The organism is Desulfomicrobium aestuarii (genome assembly GCF_055385525.1).
Genome location: NZ_AP042427.1, coordinates 1,482,050 through 1,507,308, shown reverse-complemented (window position 1 = coordinate 1,507,308; position 25,259 = coordinate 1,482,050). Strand labels below are relative to the sequence as shown.

The window sequence follows — 25,259 nt, the reverse complement described above, 5'->3', positions numbered from 1 at the left end:
CGAAGAAAGGGTTTGCGGTGCGGTGACTCTACAGAAAAATCATTCTTTCTCAAGGCGGCCGAGCCACGGGGCGTCGGGGGCCAGGCCCAGGGCTTCCGGCGACAGGCCCAGGGCCAGGCCCAGGATCTGCGGAAAAAGGACGGCCGGGATGCCGCCGCCCCGGCCGAACTGCAGCTGACAGTAGGTGCAGGCCGTGGCCAGCACGTCCACGCCCGAAGCCACCGCGCTGGCCAGCTTCTTGGCCATGAGCAGATCCGAGATGGATTCGTCGCGGCCACGCAGGGGGTAGCCGCAGCACTCCAGGCGCAGCTCCCAGGGCAGCGGTACCGCCCCGGTGGCCGCCGCGATGCGTTCGAAAATAGTCGGCGCCAAGGGATCGTCGAAGTGGGTGATGGCGGCCGGACGTAGGGCATGGCAGCCGTAGTGGCAGGCCAGTCGAAGGTTGCGCAGGGGGCGAGTGACGGCCTTCGATACCGCGCCCAGGCTGTCGTCCAGGACCTGCAGCAGATGGCGGACGCGCACGGTTTCTGGAAAGGGGAGCCTTTCCTCGGCCAGCAGATCCTTCATGCGCTGCATGAGGTTTTCGTCTTGGGCGGCCTGGTGCCGGGCGTGCTGGAAATTTCCGAAGCAGCACTTGCACGGGGTCATGAGGTCGAGCCCCATGCTCTGAGCCTGGGCCAGGCCGCGCAGGGCGGAGTAGACCGAGGCGTCCTGGCTCTCGTGGCGCACGGGGTAGCCGCAGCAGGCGAACTCCGCCCGCTCCAGGCCGATGCCCAGGCGATCGCAGACGGCTTCGACGCTCATGCCGTGGGCGGGCAGATGGTGGGCGATCTTGCAGCCCGGGAAATAGGCGTAACGCATCAGGGCTTCCCCTTGTGGCGCAAGGTCCGGGCGCCGAGCTGACGAAGTTCGTAGAGGATGTCGGCCACGGGCACTCCCTGAGGGCAGTGCTCCTGGCATTTGTAGCAGGTGGTGCAGCTCCAGACCATGCGCGCGCCCAGGGTCTGGGCCTTGAGGCCCATGCGCAGGAAATTCATGATCTGCTGGGGCGTCAGGTCCAGGTCGCGTTGCGGGTCCGTGCTCACGGCCACGACCGGGCAGACGCCCGTGCAGGTCGTGCACTGCACGCAGCCCCAGAAGGACTCGGCGCGGTCGGCCAGGCCGGTGCCGCTGGACCCGACCCCGCCCAGGCGGCGTGGGCCCAGATCCCGGGCCCACTCGCCGGCCGTGCGCTTGCGGAACTCGCCGTCCACCCCGGCTCTGCCTTCCTCCGACAACGCGGCCTTGGAGGCCATCCACAGATCCTGCAGGTCGATGCCCGCGGGGCAGACCTGCGTGCAGCGCAGGCATTCGGTGCAGACGTGACTGCCTTCGACCAGGTCCGCCAGGGGCGCGCCGTCCAGGCTGCGGTCCAGCCAGCTGCGCAGGTCCGCAAGCTTGTCCATGGGCAGGATGTCGGCGTTGCCGAGGACGCGGCGGCTGGGGGCCACGCTGCAGTGCAGGCTGCACTGGCCGCAGCGGGTGCAGGCCTCCAGGGCCAGGTTCCGCCCCAGGGCCGTGGCGGGAAACCCGCTGTCCCTGCGGCCGCCACGGGCCAGGAGATTGGCCGTGGAAGACAGGGGGTGCAGGAACTTGCCCCACGGCAGCAGGGCCAGGGCCAGGAAGGACAGGCCGACATGCAGGTGCCAGAAGATCGGGGGCATGGTTCGCGGGAGGACGATGCGGGCGGGCAAGGCATCGGCCAGGGCGCGGGAGGCGAAGGCCGTGGCGGTGGGCGCGTGGCACCCGGCGCAGCGGTCTTCGTGCAGTTCGCGGCCCTGCTCCAGGATTTCCGGGGCCGTCGGCAGGAAACGCTCGAAGCGCACTCCGTTCTCCCGCGCCCAGTGGGCCTGGAGGGCGATGAACTCCTCACTGTCGGCTTCGGGAAAATAGTCGGCGACCATGCGCTCGAAATCCGCGGGCGAGGCCATCTTGGCGGCCTCCAGCAGAAAGCCGGTCAGCAGGATGGAGGCCAGGAGCCCGGGAAGGGCCCAGTCCTGGAAGCGGCTGAGCGGCAGCAAGCGCCGTCCCCTGTGCCAGGCCAGCAGGCCCAGGCCCGCCAGGGCGGCCAGGCCCAGGATGTTGCGAGCCGACTGCCAGGGCTCCAGGGTCGGCTCGTAGCCGGAAAAGAGGGGCCGGGTCACGATCCCGTCCATGGCGTGCAGGACAAGAAGGGGCAGGAAGCCCAGGATGAGGAGCATGTGCCCTGCCCAGCGGACCTTGCCGCTGCGCAGGGTGCGGCGCAGCAGGATGATGTCCGCCAGACCGGCGGCCAGGCCGCTTTTCCTGCGGTCCTGTTCGGGGGCGGCGGGCAGGCGGCTGCCGGGACGGCCGTGGACGCGCCAAGCGAGGCCCAGAACGAAACTCAGACAGGCAAGGCCGAGTCCGGCGGAAAAGAAGTCCATGCCGCTCCCGCGTGTTTAGAGATTTTGGCTCAGTTCCCGCACCGCCCTGCAGGCCGTGGCGATGGCCAGCCCCGCGCCGCACTTCATGCGCATCCAGTCCTGGTGAGCCAGGATGGCCCCGGCGGCATGAAGGCGCGGGTGGAAGGGCCGGCCGTCGGCGCCCAGGGGCCGCAGGGCCGCGTCGGTTTCCAGCCCGGCCTGGTTGATCTCGTGGCCGCGCGGGTCGAAGAACTCGGCCCGGTGCCAGTCCTCACGCTTTTCGGGCTGGCTCACGGGCAGGTCGAACACGGCCTCGCGCACGGCGTGCCGGTCGGCCTTGAGCCCCTTGCCGAAGAAGCGGCCGCTGGCCAGCACCGCGCCGCGGGCGGCGATGCGCACGGCCGTGGAGCCGCTGCCGGCCGTGAAATGAAACATCTCGCCGGATACCTCTGCGGCGCTGACGAGCTTCTGCGTGTACGTCCGCACCCCCAGGGCGGGCAAGCCCCGGTCAAAGGCAGCGCGCAGGCGGGGCCCGGCGATGGACGGCGGCAGGGTCGGGATCTCGAAGACCCGGCGCCCCAGCAGCTCCTCCATGTGCCCGACCACGGCCATGGTGTCGGTCATGCCGAAGATGGCCGGAAACCCGACGAACCGCGCGTCTCCCAGCAGCGGCCGGACGACCTCGGCCAGTTCGGTCCGTCTGGCCTGGTCGGCCATGCTCCAGGCCATGTGCTCGGGATACAGTTCGCCCCCCATGCCGGGGAAGCGGACGCGGGCCGTGCGCAGCCCCGGCCAGTCCGCGCGCACCTCGGCGATCTGCCGGGCCGAGATGCCCTTGAGGCCGTGAAAGTCCACCAGCAGCGTCGGCGCCTTGTCCTCCAACGCCTCCACCCCGCCCCAGGCGGAGCAGGGCAGCAGGTACGTGGGCTTGACGGTGCCGGCCGAGGTCAGGGCCAGGGTGTTGCGCCCGGGGCGGCCCGTGTAGCACAGGCCGTTGTCCCCCAGAAAGGCGGTGAACTCCTTCAGGGCGGCCCCGATCTCGTCGTCGGCCACATGGGCGTAGGGATGCAGCGGCAGATCCCGGCGCAGGGCGGCCAGGGCGGCGAAGGGGTCCTCCCAGACGCGCTGCTCGACCACAGGGTGCACGGCCATGAGGTCGATGAAGCCCGTGCTGAAGTCGATGCCGCCCGTGCCGCCGGCCTGGACCACGGACAGGCCCCGTTTGGCGGCGAAAAGGCTGGCCGCCATGCCGGCGAAGCCCGAGCCGATGACCATCACGTCATATGTCTTCATGCCGGCTCCTTGGCGACAGGAGCGCACGCGCCCTCGTCGTCCCGGGTTGAGGGGGGCGGCCCGAACTCGAGATCCATGGAGCCGCAGTACAGGGCCTCCTGCAGGTCGGCCTGCATCAGCGGCACGCCCCACAGGACGGGCGAGAAGCCCCGCCAGCGGCGCTCGGTGAAGGTCTTCAGTTCGGCCAGGCCCTGCATCCCCGCGACCATGCCCCGGTCGTAGAGGTGCCCGGTCACGCGCTGGCCGCAGAACCCGCCCTGGCAGGGCCCCTTGCCCACGCGGCTGCGCATGCCGATGGCCTTGAGCATGGAGCGGCCGCGCATGGCCCCGGCCTCGTCGATGATGGAGTCGATGACCCCGCGCGAGACCATCTCGCACTCGCACAGGACCAGGTCGTCCTCGGTGCGGCTGTCGACCCAGGTCCGCGGGCCCTTGCCCGGTTCGGTCCACTGGCCCAGGGTCGAGGCGGGCAGGGGCTCCGTCCTGGTCCGGCAGGGGGCCGCGACGCCCAGCTTTGCGCAGGCCAGATCCGCGGCCTTCTCGGCCATGAGGCGGTAGGTGGTCAGCTTGCCGCCGGTGATGGTGATGAAATTTTCGAGACCGTCGGCGGCGTGGTCAACAAGGGCGAAGCCGCGGCTCACGGCGCGGTCGTCGCCGGCGGGCCCCAGGGAGACCAGGGGCCGCACCCCGGCGTAGGCGCGGATGTAGCGCGTGCGATCGAGGATCGGCAGCATGGCCCGGGCGTCGTCGATGATGCGGTCGGCCTCGGCCACGCTCGGGCGGCAGCCGTCGGGCGAGGCCACGCGGATGGAGGTCGTGCCGAGGATGGACACTGTGCCGCCGGGCACGAGGATGTCGGCGTCGGAAGGTTTGCGCAGGCGGTTGATGACGCGCGTGGCGATGCGGTCCTGGGTGATCAGCAGGCTCCCCATGGAGAAGAGCATGCCGATGCGCGCCCCGGCCAGGGAGGCCACGCGCGCGGCCCAAGCCCCGGCGGCGTTCAGCACCAGGTCGGCCTCGATGCGCACGTCCTCGCCCGTGGTGATGTCGCGGCAGAGCACGCGCACGATGCGCCCGTTCTCGACCTCCATGGACCGCGCGGCCAGGTTGCGGCGCATGGAGCAGCCCAAGCTCAGGGCCTGGGCGATGTTGTCCAGGGAGAGCATGAAGGGGTCCACGGCCCCGTCCTGAACGGCGAAGGCGGCCACGAGGTCCGGGGAGAGGGCGGGCTCCATGGCCCGGGCCGTGCCCAGGTCGAGGCCGCGGCAGGGAACGGAGCTTGCGGCGCAGAGGCCCGGGAAATCGGCCACGTAGCGCTCGTCGTCGCCCCGCACGGCCACGAACAGGCCGCCCGAGTCCTCGATGCACTGCGGTGCCAGGCGGCGCAGGATGTCGCCTTCCTCCCGGCACTCCACGGCCGCCTCGCGGTCCGAGGCCACGTAGCGCGCGCCGCTGTGCAGCAGCCCGTGGTTGCCCCCCGAGGCGCCGGAGTTGACGTCGCGCTGCTCGATGAGCAGGGCCGGCACCCCGCGCAGGGCGAGGTCGCGCAGCAGTCCCGCGCCCGTGGCGCCTGCGCCGATGATCAGAACGCGGGTGTGAAGGGTGGTCATGCTTTCCCCGGTTGGCGTGAAACGCCGCAAAAGAATGAATGAAAGCGAACAAAGCGAACAGAAAAGCCCGTCGACCGGCCGCCTCCGCAACCCGGACAAATCCTGCTGGTCATCAGCGCAAAGCCGTGTTAGGGGCATCTGAGGGCTGGTTTCGCCCCCGTTGCGGCGCCTTGTAGCACACGCGTCGGGACTCTGCCAGATTTATTTTCCCAAAGCGACATTTCTCTGATTTTTGTGTTCGAAAACGAAAGGAGCTGTCATGACTGAAGCACACGGACCCGAGGAGCAGGATACCGGCGCCCGGCACGTCACCGTCCGCCAGCGGCACGCCGAGATGATCCGCATGGTCCGCGAGACGGGCTTCGCCACCATCCAGTCCCTGGCCGAGCACTTCGGCATCACTCCTCAGTCCGTGCGGCGCGACATCAACACCCTGAGCTCCAAGGGACTCCTGCAGCGCTACCACGGCGGGGCCGGGCCCTGCCTGAGCACGGAGAACATGGACTACCTGGACCGCAAGGTCCTCTGCCTGGCCGAGAAGAAGGTCATCGGCCGCATGGTGGCCGAGGCCATCCCCAACAAGTCGTCCCTGTTCATCAACATCGGCACGACCACCGAGGAGGTGGCCCGGGCCCTGGGCGGACACAAGAACCTGCGCGTCATCACCAACAGCCTCAACGTGGCCACCATTCTGACCGGCAACCCCGAGGTCGAGATCATCGTCGCCGGTGGCCTCATCCGCCATCACGACGGCGGCATCGTCGGCGAGGCGGCCATCGACTTCATCCGCCAGTTCAAGGTCGACTTCGGCATCATCGGCATCAGCGGCATCGACATGGACGGCACGCTCCTGGACTTCGACTACCGCGAGGTCCGCGCCGCCCGCGCCATCATGGAGAACTCGCGCCAGGTCTTCCTGGTCACGGACCACACCAAGTTCGGCCGCAACGCGATGGTCCGCCTGGGCAACATCGACGAGATCGACGCCCTGTTCACGGACCAGACTCCGCCGGCCAGCGTGCTGGAGCAGATGCGGCGCGGCGATGTCGAACTGTACGTTGGCGGGGAGGATGATTCGGAAAATTGAGCATTTTCGAAAAAAATAGGTCAGCTGACCAATTTTCATTTTCAGTTGAGAAAATTAATTTCGTCTGCTAGAGGCATGCGAACATGACGCCGGGTGATCGCGCCCGCCGTCCCATCCCGCCCATGGAGGAGCCGCATGGGGCTTCAGCTTGATTCCATCGACCGCATCGTCGACGGCGAAACGCACCTCAAGGACGTTTCCCTCAATTTCGAGTCCGGCCAGCGCTACGTGCTGCTCGGCCGCACCCAGGCCGGCAAGACGTCGCTTTTGCGCATCATGGCCGGATTGGACCGCCCCACGCGGGGCAAGGTCATCGCGGACGGCCAGGACGTGACCGGGGTGTCCGTGCGCCGCCGCAACGTGGCCATGGTCTATCAGCAGTTCATCAACTACCCGTCCCAGACCGTCTTCGAAAACATCGCCTCGCCCCTGCGCATCGCCGGGACCCCCAAGGCCGAGATCGAGAAGCGGGTCATCGAGACGGCCCGCATGCTTCACCTGGAGCCGCTGCTCTCGCGCCTTCCGGCCGAACTTTCCGGCGGCCAGCAGCAGCGCACGGCCATCGCCCGGGCCCTGGTCAAGGAGGCCCACCTCCTGCTCCTGGACGAACCCCTGGTCAACCTCGACTACAAGCTGCGCGAGGAACTGCGCGACGAACTGCAGCAGATCTTCGGCCAGCGCGATTCCGTCGTCGTCTACACCACGACGGAGCCCACCGAGGCCCTCATGCTCGGCGGCAACATCATCGTCATGCACGAGGGCAGGGTGCTGCAGACCGGCCCCACCAGCGAGGTCTACGACAACCCGGCCACGACCACGGTGGCCGAGGTCTTCAGTGACCCGCCCATCAATTTCATCACCGCCGAGGTCGACACGGTCAAGGCCCACCTGCGCATCGGCATCGACCTGCCCCTGACGGGCCACCTCGCGGACCTGAAGCCCGGCACGTACAAGTTCGGCATCCGCTCCCACCATTTCAACCTGACCCGCAAGACCGAAGGGGACGTGGAGATCAGGACCGTGGTCGAGCTGGCCGAGATCAACGGCTCCGAGACATTCGTCCATTTCCACTACCGAAACCGCTCCCTGGTCCTGCAGGAGCAGGGCGTCCGGTCCTTCAAGGTGGGGCAGGAGGTGTCCGTCTTCGTGCGGCCCTGCGACGTCTACGTCTTCGGCGAGGACGAGAGGCTGGTCAGATCCCCGTCATCAACCTGCTCCGCCTGAGCGAGGCTTTTCATGGCTGAAATCATACTCGAGAACATGGCCCACAGCTACCGGGCCAACCCCAGAGGCGACGAGGACTTCGCCCTGAAGCGGCTGCACACGGTCTGGGAGGACGGCGGGGCGTACGCGCTGCTGGGTTCCAGCGGCTGCGGCAAGACGACCATGCTGAATATCATCTCGGGCCTGCTGACCCCGAGCCAGGGCAGGGTGCTCTTCGACGGCAAGGACGTCACGGCCCTGCCCCCGGAGAAGCGCAACATCGCCCAGGTTTTCCAATTCCCGGTGCTCTATGACACCATGACGGTCTTCGACAATCTGGCCTTTCCCCTGCGCAACCGCAAGGTCGGCGAGGGCGAGGTCCGCGCGCGGGTGCACGAGATCGCCGAGATCCTGGACCTGACCCCGTACCTGAACAAGCGGGCCAGCGGCCTGGCCGCCGACGCCAAGCAGAAGATCTCGCTTGGCCGGGGCCTGGTGCGCAAGGACGTGGCCGCCATCCTCTTCGACGAGCCCCTGACCGTCATCGACCCGCACCTCAAGTGGCAGCTGCGCCGCAAGCTGAAGGAAATCCACAAGCAGTTCAAGCTGACCCTCATCTATGTCACCCACGACCAGACCGAGGCCATGACCTTCGCCGACAAGATCGCCATCATGTACGACGGGTCGCTGCTGCAGATCGGCGCGCCCGACGAGCTCTTCGAGGACCCGGCCCACACGTTCGTCGGCTACTTCATCGGCAGCCCGGGCATGAACCTCCTGCCCTGCACACTGGAGGGGGGGGACGCGGTCCTGGACGGCGGCCGCATCCGCCTGGACCCGGCCGTGGCCGCCAAGGCGGGCACCGGCGAGTTCCAGATCGGCATCAGGCCCCTGTACCTGGAGCTCTCGGACTCGGAAAAGCCGGGTGCCCTGGCCGGGCGCGTCGTGTCGGTGGAAAACGAGGGCAGCACCCGCATCGTGACGCTGACCGCCGGCGGCGCGCGCCTCAAGGCCCGCGTGGCCGAGGGCCGCTCTGTCCCGGCCGACGCATGCTGGGCGGTCTTCCCGCCCGAGCGGACCAAGCTTTTTCGCGACCAGGCCCTGGTCAAGTAGGAGGTAGGCGTGGAGAAATGGGAAAACAACCGGGCCTGGTTCCTGATCCTGCCCGTCTTCGTCATCGTGGCCTTCAGCGCCGTGGTGCCCCTCATGACCGTGGTCAACTACTCGGTCCAGGACATCCTTGGGCCGGGGCAGCGCATCTTTGTCGGGGCCGAGTGGTTCCGGGACATGCTAACCAACTCGCGGCTGCATGATGCCCTCGTCAAGCAGCTCATCTTTTCGGGGCTGGTGCTTCTGATCGAGATTCCCCTCGGCATCGGCATCGCCCTGACCATGCCCCAGAAGGGCTGGACCGCCTCGGCCTGCCTGGTCCTCCTGGCCCTGCCGCTGCTCATCCCCTGGAACGTCATCGGCACCATCTGGATCATCTTCACCCGGCCGGACATCGGCCTCTTCGGCGCGAGCATCAACAGCCTGGGCATTGCCTTCGACCACACGGCCAATCCCCTGGACGCCTGGGTCACGGTCATGCTCATGGAGGTCTGGCACTGGACGCCGCTGGTGGTCCTGCTGGCGTACGCCGGCCTGCGCTCCATACCCGACGCCTACTACCAGGCCGCCAAGATCGACGGCGCCAGCCGCTGGGCCGTGTTCCGCTTCATCCAGCTGCCCAAGATGCGCGGCGTGCTGACCATCGCCGTGCTGCTGCGGTTCATGGACAGCTTCCTCATCTACGCCGAGCCCTTCGTCCTGACCGGCGGCGGCCCCGGCAACGCCACGACCTTCCTGTCCATCTACCTGGTCAAGCTGTCCACGGCCATGGACCTCGGGCCGGCCGCGGCCTTCTCCATCATCTACTTCCTCATCGTCCTGCTGTTCTGCTGGCTCTTCTACCAGGCCCTGCAGGCCGTGGGCACGGGGGACAAGTCATGAGAAAACGCCACTTCGTCCTCGTCTTTTACCTGACGCTGCTGCTGTTGCCCATCTACTGGATGCTCAACATGTCCCTGCGCACCAACGCGGACATCATGCGCTCCTTCCAGTTCTTCCCCCACGACATGACCCTGGAGAACTACGCCAAGATCTTCTCGGACCCGTCGTGGTACTCGGGCTACATCAACACCATGATCTACGTGTCCATCAACACGGTCATCTCCCTGGTCACGGCCCTGCCGGCAGCCTACGCCTTCTCGCGCTTCCGCTTCATCGGCGACAAGCACGTCTTCTTCTGGCTGCTGACCAACCGCATGGCCCCGCCGGCGGTCTTCCTGCTGCCGTTCTTCCAACTCTACTCGACATTCAACCTCATTGACACGCACATCGCCGTGGCCCTGGCCCACTGCCTGTTCAACGTGCCCCTGGCGGTCTGGATCCTGGAAGGCTTCATGTCCGGCGTGCCGCGCGAGATCGACGAGACGGCCTTCATCGACGGCTACAGCTTCCCGCGCTTCTTCCTGTCGGTCTTCATCCCGCTCATCCGCGCCGGCATCGGCGTGACGGCCTTCTTCTGCTTCATGTTCAGCTGGGTCGAGCTGCTCCTGGCCCGCACCCTGACCACCACCGTGGCCAAGCCCATCGCCGCGACCATGACCCGCACGGTCAGCGCCTCGGGCCTGGACTGGGGCCTGCTGGCCGCGGCCGGCATCCTGACCATCGTGCCCGGCGCCCTGGTCATCTGGTTTGTCCGCAACCATCTGGCCAAGGGCTTCGCCCTGGGCCGGGTCTAGGAGGGTTGTCATGAATATCGACTGGATGGCCTGGACGCCGGTCACCGCGTCGTTCTTCGGCTTCATCGTGCTCATGCTCGCCGGCATGACCGTGTGGCAGATCCTGTCCCCGAGCATCGCGCGCCGGGGTTTCCTGCCCATCGTCACCACCCGCGGGGACCGTCTGTTCATCAGCCTTCTGGGCAGCGCCTACATCCATCTGGCCTGGCTTGGCCTGACGGATCTGGCCGTCTGGATCGCTACAGTGATATCCGTCGCCTTCCTCGCCACCGTCATGCGCTGGGGCTGAGATCAGGGCACCTGCGCGGTGTCCGGGGAAGGAACGGAAGCGGCGTTTTGGGGTTTGTTGGAATAACCGCAAATGGAGGTCCGTATGCAAGTTCGACGTGTTCTCTTGACCGGGATGCTCATGGTGGCATTCCTGGGCGTCACCAGCCTTGGCTTCGCCGATGAGGCGGCCCAGAAGGCGGCGGCGAAAAAATGGATCGACGAGGAGTTCCAGCCTTCGACGCTCAGCAAGGAAGAGCAGATGAAGGAAATGGAATGGTTCATGAAGGCCGCCGCCCCCTTCAAGGGCATGGAGATCAAGGTCGTCTCCGAAACCATCCCGACCCACGAGTACGAGTCCAAGACCCTGGCCAAGGCCTTCTACGAGATCACCGGCATCAAGGTCACCCATGACCTGATCCAGGAAGGTGACGTCATCGAGAAGCTGCAGGTCCAGATGCAGTCCGGCGAGAACGTCTTCGACGGCTACGTCAACGACTCGGACCTCATCGGCACCCATTTCCGTTACGGCGCCGTCGTCAACCTGACGGACTGGATGGCTGGCGAAGGCAAGGACGTAACCCTGCCGACCCTGGACATCGACGACTTCATGGGCAAGTCCTTCACGACGGGCCCCGACGGCAAGCTCTACCAGCTGCCCGACCAGCAGTTCGCGAACCTGTACTGGTTCCGTTACGACTGGTTCCAGCGGCCCGAGCTCAAGGAAAAGTTCAAGGCCAAGTACGGCTACGAACTTGGCGTGCCGGTCAACTGGTCTGCCTATGAGGACATCGCCGAATTCTTCACCAACGACGTGAAGGAAATCGACGGCAAGGCCATCTACGGCCACATGGACTACGGCAAGAAGGCCCCGGACCTGGGCTGGCGTTTCACCGACGCCTGGCTGTCCATGGCCGGCGCCGGCGACAAGGGCATCCCCAACGGCGTTCCTGTTGACGAGTGGGGCATCCGCGTGGACGGCTGCCGCCCCGTCGGTTCCAGCGTGGCCCGCGGCGGAGACACCAACGGGCCGGCCGCCAAGTACGCCCTGCGCAAGTACATGGACTGGCTGCGCCTCTACGCGCCTCCCGGCGCCCTGGGCATGGACTTCTACCAGTCCCTGCCGAGCCTGGCCAAGGGCAACGTGGCCCAGCAGATCTTCTGGTACACCGCCTTCACGGCCTCCATGGTCGAGAAGGGCACGCCCGTGGTCAACGACGACGGCACGCCCAAGTGGCGCATGGCCCCGTCCCCCCATGGCCCGTACTGGGAAGAAGGCCAGAAGCTCGGCTACCAGGACTGCGGTTCCTGGACCCTTCTGAAGAGCACCCCGGTCGACCGCCGCAAGGCCGCCTGGCTGTTCGCCCAGTTCTGCGTCTCCAAGACCACGTCCTTGAAGAAGACCCACGTCGGCCTGACCCCCATCCGCGACTCCGACATCCGTCACGAGTCCTTCACCAAGCGCGCCCCGATGCTCGGCGGCCTGGTGGAGTTCTACCGCAGCCCGGCCCGCGTGGCCTGGACGCCCACCGGCACCAACGTGCCCGACTACCCCAAGCTGGCCCAGCTGTGGTGGCAGAACATCGGCGAAGCCGTGTCCGGCGAGGTGACCCCCGAAACCGCCATGGACAACCTGGCCGCCGAACAGGACAAGATCCTGGAGCGCCTGGAGCGCGCCAATGTCCAGGGCGACTGCGGCCCCAAGATGAACAAGCCCCAGGACGAGAAGTACTGGCTCGACCAGCCCGGCGCTCCCAAGCCCAAGCTGGAGAACGAGAAGCCCAAGGGCGAGACCGTCGACTACGACAAGCTCATCGAAGCCTGGAAGGCCGGCAAGGTCAAATAGGTTCCGAACAATCGGCACATGCGAGGGAGCGTCTTCGGGCGCTCCCTTTTTTGTTGGCGCGCAGGGGAGTTGGCATGTATGAGGAGTGACTGCGGCCTTCGCCATTGTATCCGTTGGAATCCATCACGGGAGCGCATCATGTCGTATTCGGCCATCGTCGAAATCCTGGTCATCGGCAACGAAATCCTCATCGGCGACATACAGGACTCCAACACCAGCTGGCTCTGCCATCTGGTCAACTCGCGCGGCGGCCACGTGTCGCGCGGGACCATGCTGCGCGACGACCTGGACGTCATCGCCGAAGAGGTGCGCCGGGCCCTTGAGCGCGGCCCCGACGTCATCTTCACCTCCGGGGGGCTGGGCCCCACGGCCGACGACCTGAGCCTGGCCGCCGTGGCCAAGGGAGCCGACCTGCCCCTTAGTCTGAACGAGGAAGCCCTGCGCATGGTCAGGGAGCAGTACGACCGTTTTCACGCCATGGGCGTCATGGCGCAGGGCGGCCTCAACCCGGGGAGGGAGAAGATGGCCTGGCTGCCCGAAGGAGGGATTCCACTGTACAATCCCGGCGGGACGGCGCCCGGCGTGCTGTTGCAGGTCGGGCGGACAGCCATCATCTCCCTGCCGGGCGTGCCGTCGGAGCTCAAGGGCATCATCGAGGCCTCCCTGCAGGACTTTCTGGACCGCACTTTCGGGGCCGGCGGCTCCCTGTCCAGGACCCTGCGCGTACGCTGCAACGACGAATCCATCCTGGAACCGGTCCTGGGCCGGGTGGTGCCGAGGCACCCGAGGGTCTACATCAAGTCCCTGGCCACGACGGTCGGTGAAAGCCCGGAGCTGGACATCACCCTGACCGTCACCGGCGGCGGGGTGGGGGAGCGGGAGGGGCTGCTGGACGCGGCGTATGCGGAACTCGGCTCAGGGCTCGCCGGGCACGGCATTGCGTACCGGGAAGCACCATGAGGGAAGGGCGCTGAAGCGGCAGGGTGACTATGCGAGGCGCCTACGTACCTGCCCTCAGTAGTGGTACGTCCTGTTGGCCAGAATGGTCATGGCCCGGAAGAGCTGTTCGTAGAGCACCACCTGGGCCAGTTCGTGGGGCATGGTCATGGGGCTCAGGCTCAGCAGAAAGTTGGCCCGCGAGAGCAGTTCCGGAGAAAGGCCCATGGCGCCGCCGATGACGAAGCAGCATTCGCCCTGCGGGCTTTCGAAAAGGGGGCGCACGAAGGCGGCGAAATCGCGGGAGTCCATGAGCCGGCCGGTCTCGTGCAGGGCAACCAGGGTGTCGCGCGGACCGACCTTCTCCAGGATGCGTTCGGACTCGACCCGTTTTCTCTCCTCACCCCCGGCATTGGGGCAATCCTTGACCGACACGGCGTCAACGCGAACCATGGGAGCGAGCATTTTCGCATAATGGCCGATGGCCTCGGCCCAGTATTTCTTTTTGGTTCTGCCGACGCAGACAATTTTTAATCTGTACATAGTTTACCTGAGTTTCTGCCGGAACAGAGGATGTCATCCTGATGGATTCGACCGTCCTGAGGGATTGATTTTGAATGAAATCAAGGGCAATGATACATCGTTGCCAGTAGTTCCGCGCCGTGATCGCCAGGACCAGGGTTCACGGTCACTTCAGCCACGGTCTTTGGAGGTGTCGCATGAGCAGCAAGCCGGGACAAGATGCAGGGGACGATTCGAGCCTGCTGATCGCCAGCGAAAACGAGGAGAAGCACTTCGTCCGCAAAGCCTTCCGCGTGCCCATCCCGCAGGGCCTTGTCACCCTGGACCACGGCGGGCGGAAACACGCGGTCAAGGACCTCTCCATGTACGGGGTCGGCCTTGCCGTGACAAGTCCCGACGACTTCAGCGTCGGCGCCGTCCTGGAGAGCGTCCGGATCACCTTCCCCGACAAGACGTTCCTGGTCGATGTCCGGGTGGTGCACATTTCGCCCTATGAAGGCGACAGCCTCATCTGCGGCATGGAGATCATCCACACCCACGACTCCGGCTACATCGACTGGATGACGCGGGTCATATCCGAAATCAAGACATCGGTCCTGGGCGCTGTCGCGAAATCCTCCTGAATCGGGGTCGCACATGAACGGACGATCACATCCCGACATCCTCGACGAATTGTTCCGGGGCGAACAGGGCTCGGGGCCCGTTTCGGGCCTGGAGGAACTGGAAGCCCTCATCAGGGTCTGCCTGCCTAAGGCTGCCCCCTGCAACAAGGCCAAGCTCCTGCCCCTCAAACGCAGACAGGCCACCAGCAAAAGAAAAACAACCCACTATCTGCGCGAGGACGTCTTCGACGGCCTGACCCAGGCCAAGGACATCCTCCTGCGGCTTCTGCCCGAAGGGTCGAAATCCAAAGCGTCCAAGTCCAATCTGGTCAACCACGCGGTCAACCAACTGCTGCGGGAGATCGAGGAGAAAGGCCTCGATGGCCCCCTTGTCAAATCCATCCTCGGAAAAATTGAGTAACGGCGGAGGCTGTTCATGAAGGTGATCTGTCCGCAGTGCAGAAAAGAGCACAACGTCGATGAATCAAAGATCCCGGCCGGGGCCAAGGTCGCCCAGTGCCGGGCTTGCGGGCACCGTTTCCCGCTGTTCGAGCCGGCTGCGGCCGAGCCGGAGAAACCCAAGGCCCGCCGGATCGGGGTGACCCTCAGCAAGGGCGGCGTGGGCAAGACCACCACGGCCGTCAGCCTGGCCGCAGGCCTGGCCCTGGCCGGGTACAAGGTGCTTCTGGTCGACACGGACACCCAGGGGCAGGCTGCCTATGTCCTGGGCATGAAGCCCAAGGCGGGCCTGACGGAGCTGGTCACGGGCGAACTGCCGCCCGAGGAGACCATCGTGCAGGCCCGGGAAAACCTCTGGCTCCTGGCCGGCGGACGCTCCCTGGCCGGCATCAAGCGCCTCATCGACCGCAAGGACTTCGGCGGCGAGCTGACCCTGGTCGAGGCCCTCGAACCCATCGAAAAGGACTACGACTACGTCATCGTCGACACCTCGCCGGGCTGGGACCCGCTGACGGTCAACGTGCTCTTCTACGTCTACGAACTCATCACGCCCGTTTCCCTGGAGGTCATGACCCTGCAGGGCCTCGTCGAGTTCCTGAAGAGCCTGTCGTCCATCCAGAAATACCGCGCCGACGTGACCCTCAACTACATCCTGCCGACCTTTCTGGACAAGCGCATCAAGAACCCCGACGCCATCCTGGACAAGCTCAAGGACCTGTACGGCGAGTACGTCTGCACGCCCATCCGCTACAACGTGCGCCTGTCCGAGTCCCCGGCCTACGGCAAGACCATCTACGAGTACGCCCCCGGCTCCCACGGCTCCCAGGACTACCGCGACCTGGTGCGCAAGATCACCGGCCGTCCGGAACTGTTCGCCTGAGACGGCCCGCCCTCCTTGACGGCCAATCCCCGCGCATTTGCGTGCGCGGGGATTTTTTCGTACCTAGCCGTCCCATGACGATGCACTTCACCAAGACTCTCGACCGCCCTCGAACGGAACGCCCGTGCCCAGAACGCTGATCATCGCCGAAAAACCCTCCGTGGCCCGCGAGCTGGCCGCCGTGCTGGGCGTCAAGGGGCGCGGTGAGGGCTGCCTGCAGGGGCCGGAGCACGTGGTCACCTGGGCCGTGGGGCACCTCGTCAACATCGCCGAGCCGGCCCAGCAGAACCCGGCCTGGGCCGGCCGCTGGGCCATGGGCCAGCTGCCCATGCTCCCGGCGCGCTTCGCCCTGGGCATCCTGCCGTCCACGGCCAGCCAGTACGAAATCATCCGGCGCTACCTCCTGGACGACGACATCACCGAGGTCATCAACGCAACGGACGCCGGGCGCGAAGGGGAGCTCATCTTCCGGCGCATCTACCTCCTGGCCGGCAGCACCAAGCCCATCCGCCGCCTGTGGGCCAACGACATGACCGAGAAGGGCCTGCAGAAGGCCTTCGCCGGCCTCGTGGACGGCGAGCAGAAGCGCAACCTCGGCCACGCCGCCTTTGCCCGGGCCGAGGCCGACTGGCTGGTGGGCATGAACTTCTCCCGCCTCTTCACCCTGCGCGCCGGCAGCCTCATCACCGTGGGCCGGGTCCAGACGCCGGTCCTCAAGCTGCTGGTGGACCGGCGGCGCGAGATCGAGAATTTCGAGCCCAAGGACTACTGGACCGTGGAAGGGGACTTCGCCCAGGGCGAGGAGACCTTCAGGGCCACCTGGTTCGCCCCGCCCGAGTTCAAGGACTCCAAGGTCTGGACCGAGGCGGAAGGGCGCGAGGTGGTGGAGGCCTGCGCCGGGGGCAGGGGAGAGGTGCTGTCCATGGAGAAGAAGAAGGGCCGGCAGAAGCCGCCGCTGCCCTTCGACCTGACCACGCTGCAGAAGGAGGCCAACTCGCGCCTGAACCTCTCGGCCCAGCAGACCCTGACCATCGCCCAGGACCTGTACGAGAAGAAGAAACTCATCACCTACCCGCGCACCGATTCCAGGCACCTGACCAAGGAGCTCTTCGCCGAGTGCCTGGAGAACCTGCGGGCCGTGTACGGGCATTTCCCGGAGATTTCGAGCAAGGCCGCGGCCAACATCAAGGGCGGAAAGAAGAAGTTCGAGTGCGTCAACGACGGCAAAGTCACGGACCACCACGCCATCATCCCCACCACGGTCAAGGCCAACCGCGCGGTCTTGGGCGCGGACGAGTGGGCCGTGTACGAGATGATCTGCCGGCGCTTCGCCGCGGCCTTCATGGACGACGCCGTGTTCGACGCCTCGACCCTGTGGATCGGCGTGAACGGGCACCGCTTCCGGGCCACGGGCAAGATCTTCCGCGACCGCGGCTGGCTCGAGGCCGAACCCTGGCGGGCCTCCGAGGACAACCCCCTGCCGGACTTGAAGAAGGGCGGGGCGGTGGACGTGGTCGGGCTGACCCTGGCGGCGCACAAGACCAAACCTCCGGCGCACTTCACCGACGCGACCCTCCTGGCAGCCATGGAGACGGCCGGCAAGCTCGTCGAGGACGAGGAACTGCGCGAGGCCATGAAGGACAGGGGGCTCGGCACGCCGGCCACCCGCGCCCAGATCATTGAAACGTTGCTTGCTCGGGAGTACGTCGGGAAGGACGGCAAACGCCTCGTGGCCACGGACCTGGGATGCTGGGCCGTGGACGTGGTCTGCGCCATGATCCCGCAGGTGGCCTCGCCGGAGCTGACGGGCGAATGGGAGAAGCGCCTCAAGGAGATGGAGCAGGGAAGCTATGCCTACGGGGTGTTCATGCGTCAGGTGCGGGACATGGTCGCCGGCGGGGTGAGCCTGGTCAAGGGCAGCTCTGCGCGCCCGCCGCGCTGTCCCGTGGTTCCGCAACGAAACGCACGCAGCAAGGAGGCGGCATCGTGAGCACCGTTCTGGTCGTGGACTCCGACGGCAAGGCCCTGACGACATCCCACCGCAGGCTGCGCAAGACCTTCGAGACGCACATCGCCCTGGGCGCGCGTGCGGGTCTGCAGCGGCTGATTGAAGAGGGGCCCTACGCGGCGGTCATCGCCGAATTCTCCATGGCGGACATGGACGGAATCGAGTTTCTGTCGCGCGTGCGAGACGTCAGCCCCCAGACTGCCAGAATCCTGCTCAGCCGGACGTCCATGGGGGTGGCCGACCTGCTGCGCGCGGTCAACGAGGCCGGGGCCTTCCATGTCCTGCCCGCCTCGTGCGATGACCAGCCGCTGCTGGACGCCGTGGGCAAGGGGGTCCGGCAACACGAGGAAATGTGGACCTCCTCCCACGACATGCGGGAAACCTGCGCCCTTTTCGCCAAGGCAGTGCACGAGATCGTGTGCTGGCTGCGCGCCGACGTGCGCGATCTGCTGAGCCCCGTGCTGCCGCTCCTGCGGGGGCTGTGCGAGCGGCTCAAGGACCCGGACCCGGTGATGACGGAGACGGCCTTCCTCGTCTCGGTCGTCGGCGTCATCGCCCTGCCGGAACAGACCCTGGACGCGGTCGTCTCAGGTCGGGAACTGGACGACGCCCAGCGGCTCGCGTTCGCAGGGCATCCCGAGCACGCGGTGGAGCTGCTGCGGCACGTCCCCAGGATGCGCGACGTGGCCGAAATCCTGCGCGGGTATTCCAATTGTCTGCACCTGAGTCTCATGCCCGCTGCCGAAGACATGACGGAAATGCCGGACATGCCCCCCGGTTCCCCCATCATGGCCCTGGTCATGGAGTACCGGATTTCCCTGTACGCGAACCTCGCGACGGCGGCATTCCTGGAGCGCAAGCGCGAGCGGGGCCTGTACTCGCGGTCCATGCTCCAGGCTTTGGAGGCGCAGATTTCTGCGAGCGATCAGGCCGAAACGGCCGTCGACCTGGACGGCCTGCAGCCCGGCATGGTTCTGGCCAGACCCGTGACCGGGACCCGCGACGGCAAAAACATGATCCTGGTGCCCGAAGGCTACGAACTGGCGCGCACGACCATCCTCTTCATCCGCCAGACGGCCCGCAACGGCCATGTAAACGAGCCGGTCATGGTCAAGGGCGGCGTGAGCCGGGACACGGACCAGACGGAAAGCTGAAGGCGGCTCGCAGAACGGCCACTGGCCAGCGCTCTGCAAGGCTCCAAGGACGGGCCGCCGCACTGCAGCCGGATCGAAAAAGCCCGGCCGGCGCATACTCGCGCCGCACCGGGCTGGCTGGGCCTCGTCCATTTCAGTCCATAAAGTCCACACGCCATCGCTGCAAAGGGCTGACACGCCCCCGACAATCCTATTCTTCAAGCAAATAGTTGAAACGCTTAAGATTGGAATACGTCCACTCCAAAATCTTGCGCATCTCGGCCGGCACGGCCTCGGGATGAACCTGGCCCTGATACTGGTTCAGGTAATAGGTCAACGTTCCAGCATCTTCCTGATATACAAGCACAATTGAGTAGATCGAGGCGATCTCGGGGCGATCGGGAAACTCCGGCTGGCTCATTACGTGCAGGACGAACTTCTTTTTCTCAGAGGCCGTCAGTTCGAAGAGCTTGCTGGCGATGACTTCTTCCTTGAGCTTGTAGGACAGGAGCGTGCCGCTCTGGTCCGAGCCGCGGGACTGGATGTCCAGAGGGAACTTGCCGATGGCGCCGGACGGGGGCGCGGTTTCGGGCGTCTGCACGGGCTTGGGCTGATCCTGGACGGGCTTGGAGATGTTCAGCGTCGAATTGTCTGCGGACTGGGCCCAGGCACAGGAAACCAGGCCGACGAGACAGATGGTGACCAGCAAAGTCAGGACGCGCTTCATGTGGATATCCTCGTGTTGGATTGAAAAGCCGGCCATGCGCGCTTCGCGTAGCGGAAGCTGAAGCACAGGCGAAGGGAACAGTACCAAAAGAGCGGTGCCTTCGGCAATGGCGCGGGATTGCTGAACCTTCACGGTATTTAAAGTTAACATAATTTTCATTATGGGACTTGAAAAAAGCGGGCGGGAATGGTGGACGGGATGGACGTTATGGACAAGATGGACGAAATGGACCGGCCCTGAGGGACAGGCAGCGCCTGAAAAAGGAAAAGCCCGGCCGGCGCATGGCTGCGCCGACCGGGCTGGCTGGGGCCTCGTCCATTTCAGTCCATAAGGTCCATCTCGTCCATGACGTCCATGACGTCCATGAAACCCACACAACCACAAAGCAGGTCATTTTCCTTCTTTCTTCTCCCAATCCTTGAGAAACGCCGCAATCCCCTTGTCCGTCAAGGGATGGCTCAGGAGTTGGGTCAGGATCTTGAACGGCACCGTGGCGATGTGCGCGCCGGCCAGGGCCGCGTCCAGGACGTGCAGCGGATGGCGCACGCTTGCGGCGATGATGCGGGTTGAAAAGCCGTAGTTGGCGTAGATGGTCAGGATCTGCTGCACGAGTTCCATGCCGTCCTGGCCCACGTCGTCGAGGCGCCCGAGGAACGGGCTGACGTAGGCCGCGCCGGCCTTGGCCGCCAGCAGCGCCTGGGCCGCGGAAAAGACCAGGGTCACGTTGGTCTCTATGTCCATGGACTTGAGGATGCGCACGGCCTTGAGCCCTTCGCCCGTCATGGGCACCTTGACCACGACGTTGGGGCCGTACTGCACGAGGTCCCGGGCCTCGCGGACCATGCCCTCGGCGTCCAGGGAAATGACTTCGAGGCTGACGGGCCCCGGCACCAGGCGGCAGATTTCCGAGGCGATCTCGCGCCAGTCGGACGCCTCCTTCGACATCAGGGACGGGTTGGTCGTCACGCCGTCCACCAGGCCCATGTCCATGGCCGCCCTGATCTCGTCCAGGTTGGCTGTATCGATGAAGAACTGCATGGTTCCCCCCTGCTCCGTTATTCCTTGATCATTTTCAGGTACTTGTCCCGGCATTCATAGCTGCAGAAACACATGACCTGCTCCCCGTCCTTGATCCGGATGTCCGAATCCTTGGAAACGTACGTGCCGCAGACGGGGTCCTTGACCAGCACCCCTTCCTTGGCCATCTGCTCGTCGTTGTTCTTCTTGACCTCGACCTTCTTCTTCCGGTCGTTGGTCAGCAGCTTGTACAGGATGAAGCAGGCGGCGGCGATTACGAGAAACTTGAGCATCATTCACCTCGAAATGGGTTGGAGGGCTGGCGGATGAGATCCCCCTCGACGGAGTACGCGAGCCGCGACAGCCATTGTGATGGAGTGAGGCCCCGGATGCGAAGTTCCGGGGCAAGATGCATGAGCGGCACGAGGACGAAGGCCCTCTCGCACATGCGCGGATGCGGGATCTGCAGCCGGTCCGACCGCCGCTCGCGGCCGTCCAGCAGCAAAATGTCGATGTCGATGACGCGCGGCCCCCAGACCACCGTGCGCACCCGGCCCATGTCGACCTCGACGCCGGATGTGGCGTCCAGAAGCGTCTCGGGCGTCCAGGTCCCGTCCAGACGGATGCGGGCCGCGCAGTTGGCGAACCAGTCCTGGTCAGTCAGGCCCTGGGGTTCCGTGCGGAAGAACGGGGATACTGCCTCCACGGCCAGCCCCGGGACGGCGTCGAGAAGTTCCAGGGCGCGGCGCAGGTTTGCGGGCCCGTCGCCCATGTTCGAGCCCAGGCCGAGATAGGCATGGGTGACCGTGTGGTGTGCCATAGCCTGAAAAAGCTACCTTTTTCATCTTGTGCAGGCAAGGGGCCAGATGTACCTTGCCGGAAATGCACGACGAAATCGACGCCTACCTCCAGCACCTGACCGTCATCCGCGGCCTGTCCGAAAAAACCGTCGAGGCCTACGGGTCGGACCTGCTCTTCTTCCGCGACTTCATGACGGAGCTGGGCGGCAACCTCGCCTCCGTGGACGAGCACACCCTCTTCCTCTACCTCGTGCACCTGCGCCGCAAGGGTCTCAAGAACACCTCCCTGGCCCGCAACCTGTCGAGCCTGCGGGGCTTCTTCGACCATCTCGTGCAGGAGCGCGTCCTGACGGGAAGCCCGGCCGCCCTGCTGGACAGCCCCAAGCTCTCGCGCAGGCTGCCCGACGTCCTGTCCCGCGACGAGGTCACGGCGCTCCTGGCGAGGCCCGACACGTCCGACCGCCTGGGCTTCCGAGACCGGACCATGCTCGAACTCCTCTACGCCTGCGGCCTGCGCGTGTCCGAACTGGTGTCCATGACGGCCCAGGACTTCGACCCCCAGACCGGGCTCATGCGGGTGCTGGGCAAGGGCAGCAAGGAGCGCTTCGTGCCCTTGCACGACGGTGCCGTCGGCTTTCTCCTCGACTACCTTCGCCGCTGGCGCCCCCTCTTCGGCCCCAAGTGCGACGAGGCCTTCCTGAACCGCTCGGGCCTGGGCCTCTCGCGCCAGGGCGTATGGAAGATGATCCGGCGCTACGCCCTGGAGGCCGGCATTTCGCGCACCGTGTCGCCCCACACCCTGCGCCATTCCTTCGCCACGCACCTGCTCGAAGGCGGGGCCGACCTGCGCACCGTGCAGATCCTGCTGGGGCACAGCGACATCATGGCCACGGAAATCTACACCCACGTGCAGTCGGCGCGCATGATCGCCCTGCACCGCAAATTCCACCCACGGGCCTGAGATGAGTCACCCGACAACGGTCATCACCTGCCACGCCAACGCCGACTTCGACGCCCTGGCCGCCATGATCGCCGTGAGCAAGCTCTACCCCGGCGCTGCCCTGGTCTTCCCGGGCACCCAGGAGAGTTCCCTCAAGGACTACTTCATCCAGAGCGCCATGTATCTCTTCAACTTCACGACGCTCAAGGACATCGACCCGGCCCTGGTCCGCGTGCTCGTCGTGGTGGACACCCGCCAGCGCTCACGCCTGACCCACGTGGAGCCCCTCTTCGCCGTGCCGGGCCTGGAGATCCACATCTACGACCACCACCCACCCGGCGACGACGCCCTGAGCGGAGCCGTGGACGTGTACCTGCCCTGGGGCGCGACCACGTCCATCATCGTCGACATGCTCAAGGCCAAGGGCCTGACCGTGGACGCCGACGAGGCCACCATCCTGGGCCTGGGGATCTTCGAGGACACGGGCGGCTTCACCTTCAAGTCCACCACGGAGCACGACTTCGAGGCCGCGGCCTGGCTGCGGACCATGGGCATGGACCTCGACGTCATCCGCGACATCATGAGCCGCGAGCTGTCCACGGAACAGGTGGCCATTCTCTCTGAACTCATCGAGTCGGCCGCGACCCACACCATCAACGGCGTGGACATCGTGCTGACCGAGGTCTCCCTGGAGTCCTACGTCGGCGACTTCGCCCTGCTGACCCACAAGCTCATGGACATGGAGAACATCCGCGTCCTCTTCGCCATCGGCCGCATGGGCGACCGCATCCAGCTCGTGGCCCGCAGCAAGGCCCCGGAGGTGGACGTGGGCCTGGTCTGCGCATCCTTCGGCGGCGGCGGGCACGCCTACGCGGCATCGGCCTCCATCAAGGATCGCACGATATCTCAAGTAAGAGATGAGCTTTTCGCCCTGCTCTACTCCCACATCAACCCGCAGCTCGTGGTCAGGGACTTCATGTCCTCGCCAGTGGTGCGCATCGAGGCCGCGCAGACCGTGGCCCAGGCCGCGGAGGTCATGACCCGCTACGGCCTCAAGGCCCTGCCCGTGGTCGAGTACGGGGACCAGGTCTGCGGCATCATCGAGGGCAGTCTGGCGGAGAAGGCCGTGGGGCACGGGCTGGGCTCCGAGCGCGTCACCGAGTACATGCTCGAGGATTTCCAGGCCGTGTCCGAGGACCAGGATCTCTACCAGGTCATGGAGATCATCCTCGGCCGCCGCCAGCGCCTGGTGCCGGTCCTGCGCGACCACGCCATGGTCGGGGTCATCACGCGCACGGACCTCATCAATCTGATGGTCCAGGAGCCGGCGCGCATCCCCGAGTCTCTGCTCTCGGACAAGCGCCAGGAGAAGAACATCCGCCACGTGCTGTCCGAGCGCCTGCCGCGGGCCATCGTCGGCCTGCTGCAGTTGGCCGGGCAGGTCGGGCAGGACACGGGCGTGGAGGTCTACGCCGTGGGCGGCTTCGTGCGCGACATGCTGCTGGGCATCCCCAACGACGACATCGACCTGGTGGTGGAGGGCGACGGCGTGGCCTTCGCCAACGCCCTGGGCGAGCGGCTCGGGGCCCGGGTGCGGCCGCACCTCAAGTTCCGCACGGCCGTGCTCATTCTGCCTTCGGGACAGAAGATCGACGTGGCCACGGCCCGCCTCGAATACTACGAGTACCCGGCCGCCCTGCCCATCGTCGAGCTGTCGTCCCTGAAGATGGACCTCTACCGCCGCGACTTCTCCATCAACACCCTGGCCGTGCACCTCTGCCCGCCGACCTTCGGCCGGCTGGTGGACTTCTTCGGAGGACAGCAGGACATCAAGGACGGCATCATCCGCGTCCTGCACTCCCTGTCCTTTGTCGAGGACCCGACGCGCATCATCCGCGCCATCCGCTTCGAGCAGCGCTTCCAGTTCAAGATCGGCAGCCAGACCGAGCGGCTCATCAAGAACGCCGTGCGCCTGAACATCTTCCAGCGGCTCTCGGGGGCGCGCATCCGCCACGAGCTGCGCCTCCTGGCCGAGGACAGCGCGCCCGTTGACGCGCTGGTGCGCATGCGCGACCTGGGCCTCTTGCAGGAGATCAGCCCCCTGCTCCACTTTCCCCAGACCAAGGAAGCCCTGCTGGAGGAGATCGAGAAGGTCATCACCTGGTACAAGCTCCTGTTTCGCCGCGAGGCTCCGGACATCTGGATCGTCTACTTCCTGGGGCTGGTCTCGGGCTTCGACGCCCACCAGGTCCTGGCCCTGACGGCGCGCCTGCAGTTTCCGCCGCGTCGCGTCGATCTGGTCGAGTCCACGCGCCGGCAGCTGCGCTTCACGGCCATGCAGCTGGCCCAGTGGGCCAAGAACAACGGGCGGCCGGCGGACCTTTACGATATCCTCTCCCCGCTCTCCCTGGAGGGCCTGCTCTACACCATGGCCCGGCAGCGCAAGGAAGAGCTGCGCAAGGCCGTGTCCCAGTACCTGACCCACCTGCAGGACGTGCAGATCGCCGTCTCGGGCCGCGACATCGCCGCCCTGGGCCTGCCGCCCGGCCCCCACTACTCCGCCATCCTGCGCGCCGTGAAGCGGGCGGTGCTCAACGCCGAGGTCTCCACGCGCGAGGAGCAGCTGGCCCTGGCGCGGCGCCTGGCCAATTCCCTGGCCGGGGAAGCGCGCGACGCCGCAGCACTTTCTTGACCGGAGGGTGGCAATTCTTTAACAATTT

The 25,259-nt window shown here is 66.0% G+C and carries 24 protein-coding genes; 15 read left to right on the top strand and 9 right to left on the bottom strand.

The features are described 5' to 3' along the window. Positions 1–39: 39 nt before the first annotated feature. Genes ACZ5AC_RS06880 through glpA form a run of 4 tightly spaced genes read right to left on the bottom strand, consistent with a single transcriptional unit; the run spans position 40 to position 5,326 of the window. The gene (locus tag ACZ5AC_RS06880) at positions 40–861 is read right to left on the bottom strand and encodes a CoB--CoM heterodisulfide reductase iron-sulfur subunit B family protein (protein WP_464250208.1); all 822 of its coding nucleotides are present in this window, start codon (positions 859–861) and stop codon (positions 40–42) included. Next, positions 861–2,444 carry a 4Fe-4S dicluster domain-containing protein gene (locus ACZ5AC_RS06875; protein WP_464250207.1) on the bottom strand — a complete coding sequence of 528 codons (1,584 nt, stop codon included), beginning with the start codon at positions 2,442–2,444 and terminating at the stop codon, positions 861–863. The genes ACZ5AC_RS06880 and ACZ5AC_RS06875 overlap by 1 nt, the downstream gene beginning before the upstream one ends. Positions 2,445–2,459: 15 nt before the next feature. Then, positions 2,460–3,716: a glycerol-3-phosphate dehydrogenase subunit GlpB gene (glpB, locus tag ACZ5AC_RS06870; protein WP_464250206.1), complete on the bottom strand. Its 1,257-nt coding sequence runs from the start codon at positions 3,714–3,716 to the stop codon at positions 2,460–2,462. After that, entirely contained in the window at positions 3,713–5,326 is a 1,614-nt protein-coding gene (gene glpA / locus ACZ5AC_RS06865; protein WP_464250205.1) for an anaerobic glycerol-3-phosphate dehydrogenase subunit A, read from the bottom strand. Before glpA ends, glpB begins: the two co-directional genes overlap by 4 nt. A 259-nt stretch (positions 5,327–5,585) precedes the next feature. On the opposite strand from glpA, the gene ACZ5AC_RS06860 reads away from it, so the two are divergent. The 8 genes from ACZ5AC_RS06860 (at position 5,586) to ACZ5AC_RS06825 (ending at position 13,475) form a co-directional block, all read left to right on the top strand. Then, the gene (locus ACZ5AC_RS06860; protein WP_464250204.1) at positions 5,586–6,413 is read left to right on the top strand and encodes a DeoR family transcriptional regulator; all 828 of its coding nucleotides are present in this window, start codon (positions 5,586–5,588) and stop codon (positions 6,411–6,413) included. 135 nt (positions 6,414–6,548) lie between these two features. After that, positions 6,549–7,637 (top strand): ABC transporter ATP-binding protein, encoded by a 1,089-nt coding sequence (locus ACZ5AC_RS06855; RefSeq protein WP_464250203.1) that lies wholly within the window; start codon positions 6,549–6,551, stop codon positions 7,635–7,637. Positions 7,638–7,649: 12 nt separating this feature from the next. Next, the gene (locus tag ACZ5AC_RS06850; protein WP_464250202.1) at positions 7,650–8,729 is read left to right on the top strand and encodes an ABC transporter ATP-binding protein; all 1,080 of its coding nucleotides are present in this window, start codon (positions 7,650–7,652) and stop codon (positions 8,727–8,729) included. 9 nt (positions 8,730–8,738) lie between these two features. Further along, the gene (locus ACZ5AC_RS06845; RefSeq protein WP_464250201.1) at positions 8,739–9,608 is read left to right on the top strand and encodes a carbohydrate ABC transporter permease; all 870 of its coding nucleotides are present in this window, start codon (positions 8,739–8,741) and stop codon (positions 9,606–9,608) included. Continuing rightward, a complete protein-coding gene (locus ACZ5AC_RS06840) occupies positions 9,605–10,402 on the top strand; it encodes a carbohydrate ABC transporter permease (protein ID WP_464250200.1) in 798 nt (265 codons plus the stop codon). Before ACZ5AC_RS06845 ends, ACZ5AC_RS06840 begins: the two co-directional genes overlap by 4 nt. Positions 10,403–10,412: 10 nt before the next feature. Next, positions 10,413–10,691: a DUF2160 domain-containing protein gene (locus ACZ5AC_RS06835; RefSeq protein ID WP_464250199.1), complete on the top strand. Its 279-nt coding sequence runs from the start codon at positions 10,413–10,415 to the stop codon at positions 10,689–10,691. An 84-nt stretch (positions 10,692–10,775) separates the two neighbouring features. After that, the gene (locus ACZ5AC_RS06830; RefSeq protein WP_464250198.1) at positions 10,776–12,515 is read left to right on the top strand and encodes an ABC transporter substrate-binding protein; all 1,740 of its coding nucleotides are present in this window, start codon (positions 10,776–10,778) and stop codon (positions 12,513–12,515) included. A 138-nt stretch (positions 12,516–12,653) separates the two neighbouring features. Next, positions 12,654–13,475, top strand: a complete 822-nt coding sequence (locus tag ACZ5AC_RS06825; RefSeq protein ID WP_464250197.1) for a competence/damage-inducible protein A — start codon at positions 12,654–12,656, stop codon at positions 13,473–13,475. A 54-nt stretch (positions 13,476–13,529) separates the two neighbouring features. On the opposite strand, the gene ACZ5AC_RS06820 is transcribed toward ACZ5AC_RS06825, so the two are convergent. Continuing rightward, the gene (locus ACZ5AC_RS06820) at positions 13,530–13,994 is read right to left on the bottom strand and encodes a 23S rRNA (pseudouridine(1915)-N(3))-methyltransferase RlmH (RefSeq protein ID WP_464250196.1); all 465 of its coding nucleotides are present in this window, start codon (positions 13,992–13,994) and stop codon (positions 13,530–13,532) included. Positions 13,995–14,170: 176 nt separating this feature from the next. On the opposite strand from ACZ5AC_RS06820, the gene ACZ5AC_RS06815 reads away from it, so the two are divergent. The 5 genes from ACZ5AC_RS06815 (at position 14,171) to ACZ5AC_RS06795 (ending at position 19,076) form a co-directional block, all read left to right on the top strand. Continuing rightward, positions 14,171–14,596 (top strand): PilZ domain-containing protein, encoded by a 426-nt coding sequence (locus tag ACZ5AC_RS06815; protein ID WP_464250195.1) that lies wholly within the window; start codon positions 14,171–14,173, stop codon positions 14,594–14,596. Between the two features lie 13 nt (positions 14,597–14,609). Further along, positions 14,610–14,996: a hypothetical protein gene (locus ACZ5AC_RS06810; RefSeq protein ID WP_464250194.1), complete on the top strand. Its 387-nt coding sequence runs from the start codon at positions 14,610–14,612 to the stop codon at positions 14,994–14,996. Between the two features lie 15 nt (positions 14,997–15,011). Then, positions 15,012–15,914, top strand: coding sequence for an AAA family ATPase (locus tag ACZ5AC_RS06805; RefSeq protein WP_464250193.1), 903 nt, complete (start codon positions 15,012–15,014; stop codon positions 15,912–15,914). A 124-nt stretch (positions 15,915–16,038) separates the two neighbouring features. Further along, positions 16,039–17,904, top strand: a complete 1,866-nt coding sequence (locus ACZ5AC_RS06800) for a DNA topoisomerase 3 (protein ID WP_464250192.1) — start codon at positions 16,039–16,041, stop codon at positions 17,902–17,904. Next, positions 17,901–19,076, top strand: coding sequence for a response regulator (locus ACZ5AC_RS06795; protein ID WP_464250191.1), 1,176 nt, complete (start codon positions 17,901–17,903; stop codon positions 19,074–19,076). Before ACZ5AC_RS06800 ends, ACZ5AC_RS06795 begins: the two co-directional genes overlap by 4 nt. Before the next feature lie 190 nt (positions 19,077–19,266). Here ACZ5AC_RS06795 and ACZ5AC_RS06790 read toward each other — a convergent pair whose 3' ends face one another. From ACZ5AC_RS06790 to folK, 4 genes are all read right to left on the bottom strand, one after another. Continuing rightward, positions 19,267–19,782: a hypothetical protein gene (locus ACZ5AC_RS06790; protein WP_464250190.1), complete on the bottom strand. Its 516-nt coding sequence runs from the start codon at positions 19,780–19,782 to the stop codon at positions 19,267–19,269. Positions 19,783–20,172: 390 nt separating this feature from the next. Continuing rightward, positions 20,173–20,820 carry a fructose-6-phosphate aldolase gene (gene fsa, locus ACZ5AC_RS06785; protein WP_464250189.1) on the bottom strand — a complete coding sequence of 216 codons (648 nt, stop codon included), beginning with the start codon at positions 20,818–20,820 and terminating at the stop codon, positions 20,173–20,175. A gap of 17 nt (positions 20,821–20,837) precedes the next feature. Continuing rightward, positions 20,838–21,092 (bottom strand): transcriptional regulator, encoded by a 255-nt coding sequence (locus ACZ5AC_RS06780; RefSeq protein ID WP_464250188.1) that lies wholly within the window; start codon positions 21,090–21,092, stop codon positions 20,838–20,840. After that, entirely contained in the window at positions 21,092–21,619 is a 528-nt protein-coding gene (gene folK / locus ACZ5AC_RS06775; RefSeq protein WP_464250187.1) for a 2-amino-4-hydroxy-6-hydroxymethyldihydropteridine diphosphokinase, read from the bottom strand. The genes ACZ5AC_RS06780 and folK overlap by 1 nt, the downstream gene beginning before the upstream one ends. A gap of 62 nt (positions 21,620–21,681) precedes the next feature. Here folK and xerD point away from each other — a divergent pair, with 62 nt between their 5' ends. Both xerD and ACZ5AC_RS06765 read left to right on the top strand, forming a co-directional pair. Then, complete coding sequence (gene xerD, locus ACZ5AC_RS06770; RefSeq protein WP_464250186.1) at positions 21,682–22,560, top strand: site-specific tyrosine recombinase XerD; 879 nt, start codon at positions 21,682–21,684, stop codon at positions 22,558–22,560. Position 22,561: 1 nt separating this feature from the next. Further along, positions 22,562–25,231 (top strand): CBS domain-containing protein, encoded by a 2,670-nt coding sequence (locus ACZ5AC_RS06765; protein WP_464250185.1) that lies wholly within the window; start codon positions 22,562–22,564, stop codon positions 25,229–25,231. The last annotated feature ends 28 nt before the right edge of the window (positions 25,232–25,259 follow it).